13 protein-coding genes are annotated in these 13,840 nt (G+C 71.9%); all 13 read left to right on the top strand.

Translation table 11 applies throughout. The features are described 5' to 3' along the window. Positions 1-250: 250 nt before the first annotated feature. The 13 genes from rho to atpD all read left to right on the top strand — a co-directional run bounded on the left by rho (position 251) and on the right by atpD (position 13,840). On the top strand, positions 251-2,344 hold the full coding sequence (rho, locus tag SOY78_RS08590) for a transcription termination factor Rho (protein WP_036382193.1): 2,094 nt from the start codon (positions 251-253) through the stop codon (positions 2,342-2,344). 115 nt (positions 2,345-2,459) lie between these two features. Continuing rightward, positions 2,460-3,569, top strand: a complete 1,110-nt coding sequence (gene prfA, locus SOY78_RS08585) for a peptide chain release factor 1 (protein WP_036382191.1) — start codon at positions 2,460-2,462, stop codon at positions 3,567-3,569. Then, on the top strand, positions 3,566-4,468 hold the full coding sequence (gene prmC / locus SOY78_RS08580; RefSeq protein WP_036382189.1) for a peptide chain release factor N(5)-glutamine methyltransferase: 903 nt from the start codon (positions 3,566-3,568) through the stop codon (positions 4,466-4,468). The genes prfA and prmC overlap by 4 nt, the downstream gene beginning before the upstream one ends. Continuing rightward, the gene (locus SOY78_RS08575) at positions 4,465-5,199 is read left to right on the top strand and encodes an L-threonylcarbamoyladenylate synthase (protein WP_036313064.1); all 735 of its coding nucleotides are present in this window, start codon (positions 4,465-4,467) and stop codon (positions 5,197-5,199) included. The genes prmC and SOY78_RS08575 overlap by 4 nt, the downstream gene beginning before the upstream one ends. A 9-nt stretch (positions 5,200-5,208) precedes the next feature. After that, entirely contained in the window at positions 5,209-6,348 is a 1,140-nt protein-coding gene (locus SOY78_RS08570) for an MraY family glycosyltransferase (RefSeq protein WP_041103236.1), read from the top strand. Continuing rightward, a complete protein-coding gene (locus tag SOY78_RS08565; RefSeq protein WP_036382185.1) occupies positions 6,345-6,779 on the top strand; it encodes a hypothetical protein in 435 nt (144 codons plus the stop codon). The genes SOY78_RS08570 and SOY78_RS08565 overlap by 4 nt, the downstream gene beginning before the upstream one ends. A 231-nt stretch (positions 6,780-7,010) precedes the next feature. Continuing rightward, on the top strand, positions 7,011-7,811 hold the full coding sequence (gene atpB / locus SOY78_RS08560) for a F0F1 ATP synthase subunit A (RefSeq protein ID WP_036382182.1): 801 nt from the start codon (positions 7,011-7,013) through the stop codon (positions 7,809-7,811). 150 nt (positions 7,812-7,961) lie between these two features. Continuing rightward, entirely contained in the window at positions 7,962-8,177 is a 216-nt protein-coding gene (locus SOY78_RS08555) for an ATP synthase subunit C (protein WP_002857264.1), read from the top strand. Between the two features lie 84 nt (positions 8,178-8,261). Beyond that, entirely contained in the window at positions 8,262-8,816 is a 555-nt protein-coding gene (locus SOY78_RS08550; RefSeq protein ID WP_002857262.1) for a F0F1 ATP synthase subunit B, read from the top strand. Continuing rightward, positions 8,813-9,628: a F0F1 ATP synthase subunit delta gene (locus SOY78_RS08545; RefSeq protein WP_049145267.1), complete on the top strand. Its 816-nt coding sequence runs from the start codon at positions 8,813-8,815 to the stop codon at positions 9,626-9,628. The genes SOY78_RS08550 and SOY78_RS08545 overlap by 4 nt, the downstream gene beginning before the upstream one ends. A gap of 89 nt (positions 9,629-9,717) precedes the next feature. Further along, the gene (gene atpA, locus SOY78_RS08540; RefSeq protein WP_324701932.1) at positions 9,718-11,352 is read left to right on the top strand and encodes a F0F1 ATP synthase subunit alpha; all 1,635 of its coding nucleotides are present in this window, start codon (positions 9,718-9,720) and stop codon (positions 11,350-11,352) included. An 83-nt stretch (positions 11,353-11,435) separates the two neighbouring features. Then, positions 11,436-12,329, top strand: a complete 894-nt coding sequence (locus SOY78_RS08535) for a F0F1 ATP synthase subunit gamma (RefSeq protein WP_041103232.1) — start codon at positions 11,436-11,438, stop codon at positions 12,327-12,329. A gap of 53 nt (positions 12,330-12,382) precedes the next feature. Continuing rightward, positions 12,383-13,840, top strand: coding sequence for a F0F1 ATP synthase subunit beta (gene atpD / locus SOY78_RS08530; protein ID WP_324701436.1), 1,458 nt, complete (start codon positions 12,383-12,385; stop codon positions 13,838-13,840).

Here is a 13,840-nt window from a genome sequence, read left to right as displayed (position 1 = left end):
GGCCGGAACCCCGCCGCGATCCATCCCGTGCTACGCACGGCCGGCGTGCGGGATCCGCTCCGGCTCGGTCGAGTCCGGACGCCTCCGCCCCGTCACGCAGCGACTGCGCACGATCAGGGGAGGCGCCACTGCTGAGTTCACACCATGAAACCCGGTTTTCTGGGGCGCCGCTGCGCGGCCCGACCGGATGCACACCGCAGCCCGACGCGCCACGCGCCGCCGGGCCGCATTCGAGGGAGAAGGAACCTTCGTGACCGAATCCACGGAACAGACCACGCCGACGAACGGCGGTGGCCTGGCCTCGCTCAAGCTCGCCCAGCTCCAGGCCCTGGCCTCCCAGCTCGGCATCGCCGGCGGCTCGCGCATGCGCAAGGCCGACCTGGTGACCGCGATCTCCGACCACCAGCGCGGCGGCTCCGTGGCGGACCGCGACGCCGCCGAGCGCGCGGCCCAGGCCCCCGCCGAGCGCACGGCCCAGGCCCCCGCCGCCGAGGCCGCCCCGGCCGCCGCGCCCTCTCAGGACGCCGCCCCGGCCGCCGGGCGCCCGGCCCGACGCCGCTCGCGCCGCGCCGACGCCGACACCTCCGCTCCGGCCGCCACCCAGGACGGGCAGCCCCAGGCCGAGGCCCGGGAGGCCCAGACCGAGCAGGCCCCCCGGGAGACCGCCTCGGACCAGGATCGGTCCGGGGGGTCCGAGGCCCGCGACGAGGGCGAGGACCGCCCGCAGTCCGAGCGTCGCTCCCGCGGCCGCCGCCGCGCCGGCGACGACGACGCCCAGCAGGGTCAGGACCGTCGCTCCGACGGCGCCCAGGGCGAGGACGTCGCCGGCGCGGACCGCCGCGGCGACCGGGAGGACCGTGACGACAACGGGCGCGAGAACGGCCGCGGCCGCAACGGCCGCAACGGGCGGGACCGCGACAACGGCCGCGAACGCGAGAACGGCCGCGACAACAACCGGGACCGTGAGAACGGCCGCGACGGCTCGCGCGAGGAGCGCGGCGACAAGTCCGAGGACGGCGGCCGGGGCGACGGCGGACGCGGGGACCGCAGCCGCCGCGACGACCGCGACGACGAGGGCGGCCGCAACCGTCGCAACCGCCGCAACCGCAACGAGCGCGGCCGCAACCGCCGTGGCCGCGGCGGCCCCGAGGTCGACGAGACCGAGCTGACCGAGGACGACGTCCTGCAGCCCGTGGCCGGCATCCTCGACGTGCTGGACAACTACGCGTTCGTCCGCACCTCCGGCTACCTGCCGGGCCCGAACGACGTCTACGTCTCCCTGGCCATGGTGAAGAAGTACGGTCTGCGCAAGGGCGACGCCGTCGTCGGCGCCATCCGCGCTCCGCGCGACGGCGAGAAGCAGCAGCACCACGGCGGCGGCTCCCACCGTCAGAAGTTCAACGCCCTGGTGAAGATCTCCTCGGTCAACGGTCAGCCCGCCGTCGAGCACCCGCAGCGCGTCGAGTTCGGCAAGCTCGTGCCGCTGTACCCGCAGGAGCGCCTGCGCCTGGAGACCGATCCCAAGCTGATCGGCCCCCGCGTGATCGATCTGGTCAGCCCCATCGGCAAGGGCCAGCGTGGCCTCATCGTCTCTCCGCCCAAGGCCGGCAAGACGATGATCCTGCAGTCGATCGCCAACGCGATCAAGACGAACAACCCCGAGGTCCACCTCATGATGGTGCTCGTCGACGAGCGCCCCGAGGAGGTCACCGACATGCAGCGGTCGGTGGACGGCGAGGTCATCGCCTCCACGTTCGACCGCCCGGCGGACGACCACACCACCCTCGCCGAGCTGGCCATCGAGCGCGCCAAGCGCCTCGTGGAGATGGGCCGCGACGTCGTCGTGCTGCTCGACTCCATGACCCGCCTGGGCCGCGCCTACAACCTGGCCGCCCCGGCCTCGGGCCGCATCCTCTCCGGCGGTGTGGACTCCTCGGCGCTGTACCCGCCGAAGAAGTTCTTCGGCGCCGCCCGCAACATCGAGAACGGCGGCTCGCTGACCATCCTGGCCACCGCGCTGGTCGAGACCGGCTCGCGCATGGACGAGGTGATCTTCGAGGAGTTCAAGGGCACCGGCAACATGGAGCTGCGCCTGTCCCGCCACCTCGCGGAGCGCCGCATCTTCCCGGCGGTGGACGTCAACGCGTCCGGCACCCGCCGCGAGGAGGCCCTGCTCTCGCAGGAGGAGGTCAAGATCATGTGGAAGCTGCGCCGGGTGCTCTCTGGCCTCGAGCAGCAGCAGGCCCTCGACCTGCTCACCAACAAGATCAAGGACACCGCGTCCAACGCCGAGTTCCTCATGCTGGTCTCCAAGACCACGCTGGGGTCCAAGGGCGACGACTGACCGCCCCGTCGCACGGCCCCGTCCCGCCCGGGGGAGCTCGTCTCCGCCGGACGGGGCGGGGCCGTCCGCGTCGGACAGCCCGGCCCGCTGAGGCCGGAGGAGGAGAGGCACGCACGTGTTCGATTCGGAGCAGCGGCGCGAGGCCGTGGATCGGCTCCTGGCGGAGCATCGCGAGCTGACGGCGCGCCTGTCCGACCCGGCGGTGCACCAGGACCCGGCGCTCGCCCGGCGGCTGAACCGGCGGTTCGCCGAGCTCGGCGCCGTGGTGACGGCGCACCGCGCCTGGTCGGCGGCCGCGGAGGAGCTGGCCGACGCGCGGGAGCTGGCCGCGGCCGGCGACGACGACGCGGCGGCCTTCGCGGCCGAGGTGCCCGGTCTGGAGGCGGCCGAGGCCGAGGCCGCCGAACGGCTGCGCCGGCTGCTGATCCCGCGCGACCCCGACGACGCGCGTGACGTGATCCTCGAGATCAAGGGCGGCGAGGGCGGCGAGGAGGCGGCCCTGTTCGCCGGCGACCTGCTGCGCATGTACCTGCGCTACGCCGAGTCCCGGGGCTGGAAGACGGAGGTCCTCTCCGCCACGCACTCCGACCTGGGCGGCTACAAGGACGTCCACGTGGCGGTGCGGGGGAGCGCGGCCGACCCGGCCGACGGCGTCTACGCCCGGCTCAAGTTCGAGGGCGGCGTGCACCGAGTGCAGCGCGTGCCCGTCACCGAGTCCCAGGGCCGCATCCACACCTCCGCCGCCGGCGTGCTCGTGCTGCCCGAGGTGGACGCCCCGGACGAGGTCCACCTCGATCCGAACGACCTCAAAGTGGACGTCTTCCGCTCCTCCGGGCCGGGCGGCCAGTCCGTCAACACGACCGACTCCGCGGTGCGTCTGACGCATCTGCCCACGGGGATCGTCGTCTCCATGCAGAACGAGAAGTCCCAGATCCAGAACCGCGAGGCCGCGCTGCGCGTGCTGCGGTCGCGGCTGCTCGAGCGGCAGCGGGCGGAGCAGGACGCCGAGAACTCCGCGGCGCGCGCCGCGCAGGTGCGCACCATGGACCGCTCGGAACGCATCCGGACCTACAACTTCCCGGAGAACCGGATCGCGGACCACCGCACCGGCTACAAGGCGCACAACCTCGACGCGGTCCTCGACGGCGACCTCGAGGCCGTGATCGCCTCCTGCCTCGCCCTCGACGAGGAGCGGCGGCTCGCCGCGCTGGGCGGGGACGCGTGAGCGCACCGGCCTGGTCCGCGCTGCTGCGCGACGCCGCCGCCCGCCTGACCGCGGTGGGCATCGACTCGCCGCGTGTGGACGCCGAGCTGCTGCTGGCCCACGTGCTCGGCCTCGACCGCGGCGCGCTGCTGGCCCGGGTGTTCGCCGGGGCCGTGGCCGAGCCCGCGCAGGCGGCGGCCTTCGAGGCGCTCGTCGGGCGCCGCGCCGCCCGCGAGCCCGTCCAGCACCTGACCGGCGTCGCGCACTTCCACGGGCTCGACCTGGCGGTCGGCCCAGGCGTCTTCGTCCCGCGGCCGGAGACCGAGCTGCTCGTGGAGACCGTCGTGGCCGACTTGGCCGCGCGGCCCGCGGCGGGCGCCGTGGTGGACCTGTGCACCGGCTCCGGCGCGATCGCCGCGGCCGTCGCGGCGTGGGGCGAGGCGCGGGGCCGCCCGCTCGCCGTCACCGCCGTCGAGCTCGACCCGACGGCGGCCGACTGGGCCCGGCGGAACCTCGCCCCGCGCGGGGTCGACCTGCGACAAGCCGATGCCCTTGTCGCGTGCCCCAACCTCGAGGGCCGCGTGGACGTCGTCGTGAGCAACCCGCCCTACGTGCCCGAGGCCGAGGTGCCCGCCCAGCCCGAGGCCCGACTGGACCCGGCGCGGGCGCTCTACGGCGGGGACGCGCCCGGGCTGCGGATCCCGCGCGCCATCGCGCACCGGGCGGCGGACCTGCTCGTCCCGGGCGGCCTGTTCGCCATGGAGCACCACGAGACGCAGGGCCCGGCCCTCCTGGCCGCCCTCGGCGCGGACCGGCGGTTCACGGGCGTCCGAGTCCACCAGGACCTCACCGGACGAGACCGGTTCCTCACGGCGCGCCGGTCCTGCGACGCCGTGGCGGGCGCGGAGGTGGAAGAATGACCGACGTGAGTGACTTCATCGACGTCTCGGATCCGGCCGCCCTCGAGGATGCCGTGGCCCGCGCCCGCGAGGTCCTCGCGGACCGCGGCTGCGTGGTCCTGCCCACGGACACCGTCTACGGCATCGGAGCGGACGCGTTCTCCCCGCTGGCCGTGGCCGTGCTGCTGGCCGCCAAGGGCCGTGGCCGCACCATGCCGCCGCCCGTGCTCATCGCGGACCGCCGCGTCATGGCCGGCCTCGCGTACGACGTGCCGGAGGAGGCCGAGGCCCTCGCCGGGCGCTTCTGGCCCGGCGCCCTCACGCTCATCCTCAAGTCCCAGCCCACGCTGACCTGGGACCTCGGCGAGACCCGCGGCACCGTCGCCCTGCGCGTGCCCGACGACGCGGTGGCCCGCGAACTGCTCTACGCCGTCGGCCCCATGGCCGTCTCCAGCGCGAACCGCACCGGCATGGACGCCGCCACCACCGCCGACGCCGCCCGCTCGATGCTGGGGGAGTCCGTGGCCCTCTACCTCGACGCCGGCCCCCGCGAGAGCCGGGATCCCTCGACGATCGTGGACTGCACCGTCACCCCGTTCCGCGTGGCCCGGCAGGGCTCCGTGCCCCTGGAGGAGCTGCGCGCGGTGGTGCCGGACCTGCTCGCCGAGGGCGAGGAGCCGCCGGTCGCCGCCGAGCGGATCGCGGCCGCCGACGACGCCGCCGCGGCGCGCCCCGCCGACCGGGAGGCCTGACCGGCCCCCATGCGCGCGTATCTCGTCCTGGTCATGGTCACGGCCGTCGCCTGCGGGGCCCTGACGCCCCTCATGCGCCGGCTGGGGCTGGGCGCGCGCGTGTTCACCCCGCTGCGCCAGCGGGATGTGCACCGGCACCCCGTGCCGAAGCTGGGCGGCGTGGCCATGGCCGCGGCCGTGCTGGTGGGATTCGCCGTCGGGGGAGTCGTGCCGTTCCTCCAGGGGATCTACGCGGACGACGCCGCGATGCGCGGGCTCCTGGTCGCCGTCGCCGTCGTGCTCGTCGTGGGCATCGCCGACGACATGTGGGACCTGCGCTGGTGGGTGAAGATGGCCGGCCAGGTGCTGGCCGGACTCGCGGTGGCCCTGGGCGGGATCCGCATCGAGGCGATGCCGGTGGGCTGGATCCCGGTGGGGAACGAGACCACGCAGGTCATCCTCACGGTGTTCGCCGTGGTGCTGACGATGAACGCGATCAACTTCGTGGACGGTCTGGACGGCCTGGCGGCGGGCGTCGCGCTGATCGGCGGCTCGGCCTTCTTCGTCTACTCGTATCTGCTGACGCGGACCATCAACCAGTTCGACTACGCCAACCTCGCCACCCTGCTCATGGCCCTGCTCGTCGGCGCGTGCGTGGGCTTCCTGCCGTGGAACCTGTCCCCGGCCCGCATCTTCATGGGCGAGGTGGGGGCCATGCTCATCGGCCTGCTGATGGCCGCGGCCGCGGTCGCCGTGACCGCCGACGTCAACGCCCTGGACGGGATGCGCTTCCGCAACGTCCCCGCCTACACGCCGATCCTGCTGCCCGTCGCCGTCCTCGCCCTGCCGCTCGCGGACCTCGCCCTGGCCGTGCTGCGGCGCACGGCCAAGGGCACCAGCCCCTTCTCGGCGGACCGCGGGCACCTGCACCACAAGCTCGTGGACGGCGGCTACACCCAGGCGCAGGCCGTCGCGCTGCTCTGGCTCTGGGCGTTCCTCGTGGCATGGGGCGCGGTGTCCCTGAACTTCGTGGACCACATGATCGTCCTACCCGTGCTCGCCGTGGCCCTGGCCGGAGCCGGCTACCTCACCCTGCATCCGATCGTGGAGCGCCGTCGCGCGGACCGGCACGACGCCGCGGCCCACCCGGACGAGCGGGGGGACGCGTGACCGGGGCGGGCGGCCGCCGACGCCGGCGCCGCTGGGAGAACCGCCGCGGCTGGTGGGGGATCCTCGGGTGGTCCCTGACCGCGGCGGGGGCTGCCCTGGCGATCACGTGCGCCGCGTGGCTGCTCTCCGTCGGCGGGGAGGCGGCCGGGAGCGCCCTGCTGGGCGGCGGCGCGGTGCTCGCGCTCTCGGCGCTCACCGGGGCGACGACGGCACTCGTGTGGGACCGGGCGCGCGAGGCGGCGCTGCCGGTCAGCGTGGGGCTGTTCGTGCTCAAGATCGCGGTGTTCGCGGTGCTGCTGGGGGTCCTGCCCCGCCCCGGCTGGGTCCGGGCGGACGCGGCGGCGATCGCCGCCCTCGTGACGATCCTCGTCTGGCAGGCCGCGGAGGTCCTCGTCTTCGCGCGGACCCGCCGCGGGATCTACACCGACTGACCCGCCCGAGGGGCGAAGACACCGAGCCGGGGGCCATGTCGTGGGCCCCTTCTGCGGTACGGAGCACGGGTCACCGTTTGGTATCGTTGGCGGCGAACACTTCGACGGCGCCCACCTGCCGCCATCCGTGTCTCGCATCGCACCGGTACCCCCGCAATGTCGCGGCGCCCGCCTGTGGTCCGGGGACGAGGCTGCGGTCCCGTCGACTGCATCACTTCGGAGAGGAACCGCGTGCTGACCCTCGTGCTGGCCAACGCATCATTCGTGCCCCCCACCATCTCTGATGGTCACCTCCCGGAGATCTTCCCCTGGGGTGCGGAGTACGGCACCGGCTTCGGCAAGCAGATGCTGCTCGTCCTGCTCTCCGTAGTGCTCATCACCGCCTTCTTCGCGTGGGCCATGCGCCGTCCCCGGCTCGTGCCCGGCAAGGCCCAGTGGCTCGCCGAGTCCGGCTACTCCTTCGTCCGGAACGACATCGCGAAGGACATCCTGGGCGAGAAGAACTTCAAGCAGTGGGTCCCGCTGCTCTTCTCCATCTTCTTCTTCGTGCTGCTGAACAACCTGTTCGGCGCCATCCCGGTGCTGCAGCTGCCGACCTTCTCCCACGCGGGCGCCGCCTACGGCCTGGCCCTCATCGTCTACGCGATCTGGATCGGCGTCGGCATCAAGCGCCACGGCGTGCGCTACCTGAAGCTGGCCGTCGTGCCCTCGGGTGTGCCCGGCTGGATCCTGCCGCTGCTCGTGCCGCTGGAGATCATCTCCAACTTCATCGTGCGCCCGCTGACCCACTCCCTGCGTCTGATGGCCACCATGCTCTCCGGCCACATGATCGTGATGCTCGCCGGCGCCGGCGCCGCCTACCTGATCACGCAGACCGGCAGCCTGGCCCTGCAGGGCACCGGCATCCTGGTCATCCTCGGCTCGGTGGCCCTGTACTTCCTCGAGCTGCTGATCATGTACCTGCAGGCCTTCGTCTTCACGCTGCTGACCGCGATCTACATCCAGGGCGCGATCGACGCGAACGACCACTGATCTTCCGGGGCCGCCTCGGGCACGACCCAGGCGGCTGCGGTACGGCGGGAGAGCCCGCCACCAGTCTTCCCGGCCCTCCGCAGGAGGACCACCCGGGAGGCCGACCCTCCACAACCCGGCCGGACACCTCGGCCTCGTGAAAGGAACACCATGGAACTGCACGGTTCGCTCAACATGATCGGCTACGGCCTCGCCGCCATCGGCTCCGCCATCGGCGTGGGCCTGATCTTCGCCGCCTACATCAACGGCGTCGCCCGTCAGCCGGAGGCCCAGCGCATCCTGCAGCCGATCGCCCTCCTGGGCTTCGCGCTCGCCGAGGCCCTCGCCATCCTGGGCCTCGTCTTCGCCTTCGTCATCGGCGCCTGACGCGCCGCGTCCACGGAGCGCCCGCACGGTGAGACCGTCGGTGCTCCCTCTCCACAGGACTCTTGACCGAAGGATGGTTGAAACATGATCAGCAACGGACTGATCCTCGCGGCGGCTGAGGGGGCCAACCCCCTGATCCCCAACCCGTGGGAGATCCTCGTCGTCGTGGTGGGCTTCGCCCTGCTCATGTTCATCGTCATCAAGTTCATCGTCCCGACCCTCGAGAAGTCCTACCAGGACCGTGTCGAGGCGATCGAGGGCGGTCTGGCCAAGGCTGAGAAGGCCCAGGCCGAGGCGAACGCGATGATGGCGGACTACGAGTCGCAGCTGGCGGACGCCCGCACCGAGGCGAACCGCATCCGCGAGGATGCCCGCACCGAGGCCGCCGAGATCGTGGCCGAGGCGCGCGAGCGCGCGACCGCCGAGGCGACGCGCATCTCCGAGCAGGCGCAGGCGCAGATCGCCGCCGAGCGTCAGCAGGCCGCCGCGCAGCTCAAGGGCGAGGTCGGCTCGCTGGCCACGACCCTGGCCGGCAAGATCGTGGGCGAGTCCCTCGAGGACGACGCCCGCTCGCAGCGCGTGGTCGACCGCTTCCTGGCTGACCTGGACCGTCACCAGAGCGCAGGTGTCGCCGAATGATGACGGGCGCATCGAGGGACTCCCTGGCCGCCTCCCTGGAGGCCGTCGGTCCGGTGCTGGACGAGGGCGGCGTGGCCCTGGCACGCGAGCTGTTCGGCGCGCTGGACGTGGTGGACGAGCACGGCGCCCTGCGCCGCGCCCTGACCGACCCCGCCTGGACCACCGAGCGCCGTCACGGCCTCGTCGACTCGCTGTTCGGCGCCCGGGTGACCCCCGGTGCACTGCAGGTCCTCAAGGACCTGGCCGGCCGCCGCTGGTCGGCGGAGCGCGATCTCGGGGACGCCCTCGAGACGGTGGCCGCGCACGCGGCCGCCGCTGAGGCCGCACGCGGCGGACACGCGGGCCTGGCCGCCCTCTCGGGCGAGCTGCTGGCCTTCAACCGCACGGTGGAGGACTCGCACGAGGTGCAGCGGGCGCTCACCGACCAGCACGCACCCCTCGAGGCACGGGCCGCTCTGGCCGGTCGCCTCCTGGGCGAGTCGGCCAGCCCGGCCGGCCGACTGCTGGTCGAGCGCGCCGTCTCGGCCCCGCGCGGCCTGAAGCCGTCCGCCGCCGTCCGCAAGGCCGCGGACGTCGTCGCCGAGCGGCAGCGCCAGTGGATCGCCGAGGTGACCGTGGCCCGGCCGCTCGAGGCCGAGCAGCAGGAGCGGCTGGCCCTGGGCCTGCGCCGCGCCTTCGGCCGCGATCTCGTCATGGACGTGACGGTGGACCCCCACGTGGTGGGCGGCATCCGCGTCCAGGTCGGCGACGACGTCGTCGACGGGTCCATGGCCGCGCGCCTCCACGACCTCCAGCGGCGGATGGCCGGCTGACGCCGGCTCCGCCCGCATCCGGAACACCCACGAACGTAAGCATCATCGTCACGTCGATGATCACCAAGCACAGAGAGCAGGGACTGCAGATGGCCGAATTGACCATCAACGCTGACGATGTCCGCAATGCCTTGAACGATTTCGCGGCATCGTACGAACCGTCGGGCACCGATCGCACCGAGGTCGGCCGTGTCATCTCCGCGGCGGACGGCATCGCTCGTGTGGAGGGTCTGCCCTCCGTCATGGCGAACGAGCTGCTGCGCTTCGAGAACGGCATCCAGGGCCTGGCCCAGAACCTCGACACCCGTGAGATCGGTGTCGTCGTCCTCGGCGAGTTCCAGGAGATCCGCGAGGGCATGGAGGTGCAGCGCACCGGCGAGATCCTCTCCGTCCCGGTGGGCGACGCCTTCCTGGGCCGTGTGGTGGACCCGCTGGGCCAGCCCATCGACGACCTGGGCCCGATCGAGGCCGAGGGCCGCCGTGCCCTCGAGCTGCAGGCGCCGACCGTGACCGAGCGCAAGTCGGTCCACGAGCCGCTGCAGACCGGCATGAAGGCCATCGACGCCATGATCCCGATCGGCCGTGGCCAGCGTCAGCTGATCATCGGTGACCGCCAGACCGGCAAGACCGCGATCGCCGTCGACACGATCCTCAACCAGAAGGCCAACTGGGAGTCGGGCGACGTCGAGAAGCAGGTCCGCTGCGTCTACGTGGCCGTGGGCCAGAAGGCCTCCACCATCGCCGGCGTCCGCGCCACGCTGGAGGAGCACGGCGCTCTGGAGTACACCACCATCGTGGCCTCCCCGGCGTCCGACCCGGCCGGCTTCAAGTACCTCGCCCCCTACGCCGGCTCGGCCATCGGCCAGCACTGGATGTACGGCGGCAAGCACGTGCTGATCATCTTCGACAACCTGTCGAAGCAGGCCGAGGCCTACCGCGCCGTCTCCCTGCTGCTGCGCCGCCCGCCGGGCCGCGAGGCCTACCCGGGTGACGTCTTCTACCTGCACTCCCGGCTCCTCGAGCGCTGCGCCAAGCTCTCGGACGAGATGGGCGCGGGCTCGATGACCGGCCTGCCGATCATCGAGACCAAGGCGAACGACGTGTCGGCCTACATCCCGACCAACGTCATCTCCATCACCGACGGCCAGATCTTCCTGCAGTCGGACCTGTTCAACGCCAACCAGCGTCCCGCCGTGGACGTGGGCATCTCGGTGTCCCGCGTGGGCGGCGCCGCCCAGGTCAAGGCCATGAAGAAGGTCTCCGGCACGCTGAAGCTGGACCTGGCGCAGTACCGCGACCAGCAGGCGTTCTCCATGTTCGCCTCCGACCTGGACCCGGCCACCCGCCGCCAGCTCGCCCGCGGTGAGCGCCTCATGGAGCTGCTCAAGCAGCCGCAGTACTCGCCCTACCCGGTCGAGGAGCAGGTCGTGTCCATCTGGGCCGGCTCCAAGGGCCACCTCGACGAGGTGCCGGTGCAGGACGTGCTGCGCTTCGAGCGCGAGTTCATCGACCACCTGCGTCGCCACACCTCCGTCCTGACCGACATCGCCTCCACCGGCAAGCTCGAGGACGGCACCGTGTCCGCGCTCGAGTCGGCCGTCGCCGAGTTCTCCAAGGGCTTCCAGTCCTCCGAGGACGGCGGCGTGCAGGCCGGCCACGAGGAGCACCGCGCGATCGAGCAGGACCAGGTCGCGCAGGAGCAGATCACCAAGCAGAAGCGCTGACCGCCGGTCGGTGAGGGAGCGGTCCGGCGTCGGACCCCACGGGGACGACGCCGGGCCGCCCTCCCGCCAGGGAAAGGACCACCATGGGAGCCCAGATCCGGGTCTACCGTCAGAAGATCGCGTCGACGTCGTCGATGAAGAAGATCTTCAAGGCGATGGAGCTGATCGCCACGTCTCGCATCACCAAGGCACGTGAGCGCGTCAGCGCGTCGCTGCCCTACGCGAACGCGATCACCCGCGCCGTCTCGGCCGTGTCGAGCCAGCACGACATCGATCATGTCCTCACCACGGAGCCCGAGAACCCGACCCGGGCGGCCGTGCTCATCATGTCCTCGGACCGCGGCCTCGCCGGCGCGTACTCCGCGAACGTGCTGCGCAAGGCCGAGCAGCTCCTCACCCGCCTCGGCGAGGAGGGCAAGGACGTGGACGTGTACGTCGTCGGCCGCAAGGCGCAGACGTACTTCGACTTCCGCGGCCGCGGCTACAAGAAGCTGTGGACCGGTCAGACGGACGCCCCCGTCGCCGAGCGCGCCGCCGAGATCGGCGAGGTGCTCGTGGATGCGTTCCTCACGGACACGGCGGACGGCGGCGTGGACGAGATCCACGTCGTGTTCACCGAGTTCGTCTCGCTCGTGAAGCAGAACCCCCACGTGGTGCGCCTGCTGCCCCTCGAGGTCGTCGAGGAGGAGGCCGCCACCGCCGAGGACGTGCTGCCTCTCTACGAGTACGAGCCGGACGCGGAGGAGGTCCTCGACGCGCTGCTGCCCAAGTACATCGAGTCGCGCATCTTCAACGCGATGCTGCAGTCGGCGGCCTCGGAGCTCGCCAACCGTCAGCGCGCCATGAAGTCGGCGGGCGACAACGCCACGAGCCTCATCAAGGACTACACCCTCCTGATGAACAACGCCCGTCAGGCCGAGATCACCCAGGAGCTCACCGAGCTCATCGCGGGCGCGGACGCGCTCAACAACTCCTGAGCCCGTTCGGGACTCACCAGACTCGCCATCCACACACGATAGAAGTGAGAGAGATGACTGCCACCATCACTGACCAGGGCACCGGGACCCCCACCGGCGGTGCCACCGGACGCGTGTCCCGCGTCATCGGCCCCGTGATCGACGCCGAGTTCCCGGCCAACGCGATGCCGGAGATCTACAACGCGCTGACCACCGAGATCGACTTCAACGGCCAGCGCCGCACGGTCACCTTCGAGGTCGCCCAGCACCTCGGCGACAACATGGTCCGCGCCATCTCCCTGCAGTCCACCGACGGCCTGGTGCGCGGCACCGACGTCGTGGACACCGGTGCCCCCATCTCGGTGCCGGTCGGCGACGCCGTGAAGGGCCACATCTTCAACGTGCTCGGCGAGACCCTGGACATGCCGACCTCGCAGCTGCAGGCCGAGGACCGCTGGCCGATCCACCGCCCGGCCCCGAACTTCGCGTCCCTCGAGGGCTCCACCGAGATGCTGGAGACCGGCATCAAGGTCATCGACCTGCTGACCCCCTACATCAAGGGCGGCAAGATCGGCCTGTTCGGCGGCGCCGGCGTGGGCAAGACCGTGCTCATCCAGGAGATGATCACCCGTGTGGCCCGCAACTTCGGCGGCACCTCCGTGTTCGCCGGCGTCGGCGAGCGCACCCGTGAGGGCAACAACCTCTGGGTCGAGATGGACGAGGCGGACGTCCTGAAGGACACCGCCCTCGTGTTCGGCCAGATGGACGAGCCGCCGGGCACGCGTCTGCGTGTGGCCCTGTCCGCGCTGACCATGGCGGAGTACTTCCGCGATGTGCAGAACCAGGACGTGCTGCTGTTCATCGACAACATCTTCCGCTTCTCGCAGGCCGGTTCCGAGGTCTCCACGCTGCTGGGCCGCATGCCCTCCGCCGTGGGCTACCAGCCGAACCTGGCGGACGAGATGGGTGTGCTCCAGGAGCGCATCACCTCGACCCGCGGCCACTCCATCACCTCGATGCAGGCCGTGTACGTCCCCGCGGACAACTACACCGACCCGGCCCCGGCCAACGTGTTCGCGCACCTGGACGCGACCACCAACCTGACCCGTGACCTCGCGTCCCGTGGCCTGTACCCGGCCGTGGACCCGCTGGCCTCGACCTCGCGCATCCTCGACCCGCAGTACGTGGGCCAGGACCACTACGACGTGGCCATCCGCGTGAAGCAGATCCTGCAGAAGAACAAGGAGCTGCAGGACATCATCGCGATCCTCGGTGTGGACGAGCTCTCCGAGGAGGACAAGATCACCGTGGGCCGCGCCCGCAAGATCGAGCAGTTCCTCTCGCAGAACACCTACACCGCCAAGCAGTTCACCGGCGTCGAGGGCTCCACCGTGCCGGTCAAGGACACCGTCGAGGGCTTTAAGGCCATCGCCGACGGCGACCTGGACCACGTCGCGGAGCAGGCCTTCTACAACGTGGGCGGCCTGGACGACGTCGAGCGCGAGTGGGCCAAGATCCAGGCCGAGGGCTGA

The sequence above is a fragment of the Micrococcus sp. HOU01 genome (genome assembly GCF_035609305.1).
Lineage (GTDB): Bacteria > Actinomycetota > Actinomycetes > Actinomycetales > Micrococcaceae > Micrococcus > Micrococcus luteus.
Note: the sequence above shows the minus strand (reverse complement) of the source record. Positions and strands in the feature narration are given on the sequence as shown.

Excerpts from the sequence above, each read along its gene's own strand:
- atpA (WP_324701932.1), top strand. The coding sequence starts at position 9,718 with ATGGCCGAATTGACCATCAACGCTGACGATGTCCGCAATGCCTTGAAC.
- SOY78_RS08575 (WP_036313064.1), top strand. The coding sequence starts at position 4,465 with ATGACCGACGTGAGTGACTTCATCGACGTCTCGGATCCGGCCGCCCTC.
- atpD (WP_324701436.1), top strand. The coding sequence starts at position 12,383 with ATGACTGCCACCATCACTGACCAGGGCACCGGGACCCCCACCGGCGGT.
- SOY78_RS08570 (WP_041103236.1), top strand. The coding sequence starts at position 5,209 with ATGCGCGCGTATCTCGTCCTGGTCATGGTCACGGCCGTCGCCTGCGGG.
- SOY78_RS08550 (WP_002857262.1), top strand. The coding sequence starts at position 8,262 with ATGATCAGCAACGGACTGATCCTCGCGGCGGCTGAGGGGGCCAACCCC.
- SOY78_RS08545 (WP_049145267.1), top strand. The coding sequence starts at position 8,813 with ATGATGACGGGCGCATCGAGGGACTCCCTGGCCGCCTCCCTGGAGGCC.
- SOY78_RS08555 (WP_002857264.1), top strand. The coding sequence starts at position 7,962 with ATGGAACTGCACGGTTCGCTCAACATGATCGGCTACGGCCTCGCCGCC.
- SOY78_RS08535 (WP_041103232.1), top strand. The coding sequence starts at position 11,436 with ATGGGAGCCCAGATCCGGGTCTACCGTCAGAAGATCGCGTCGACGTCG.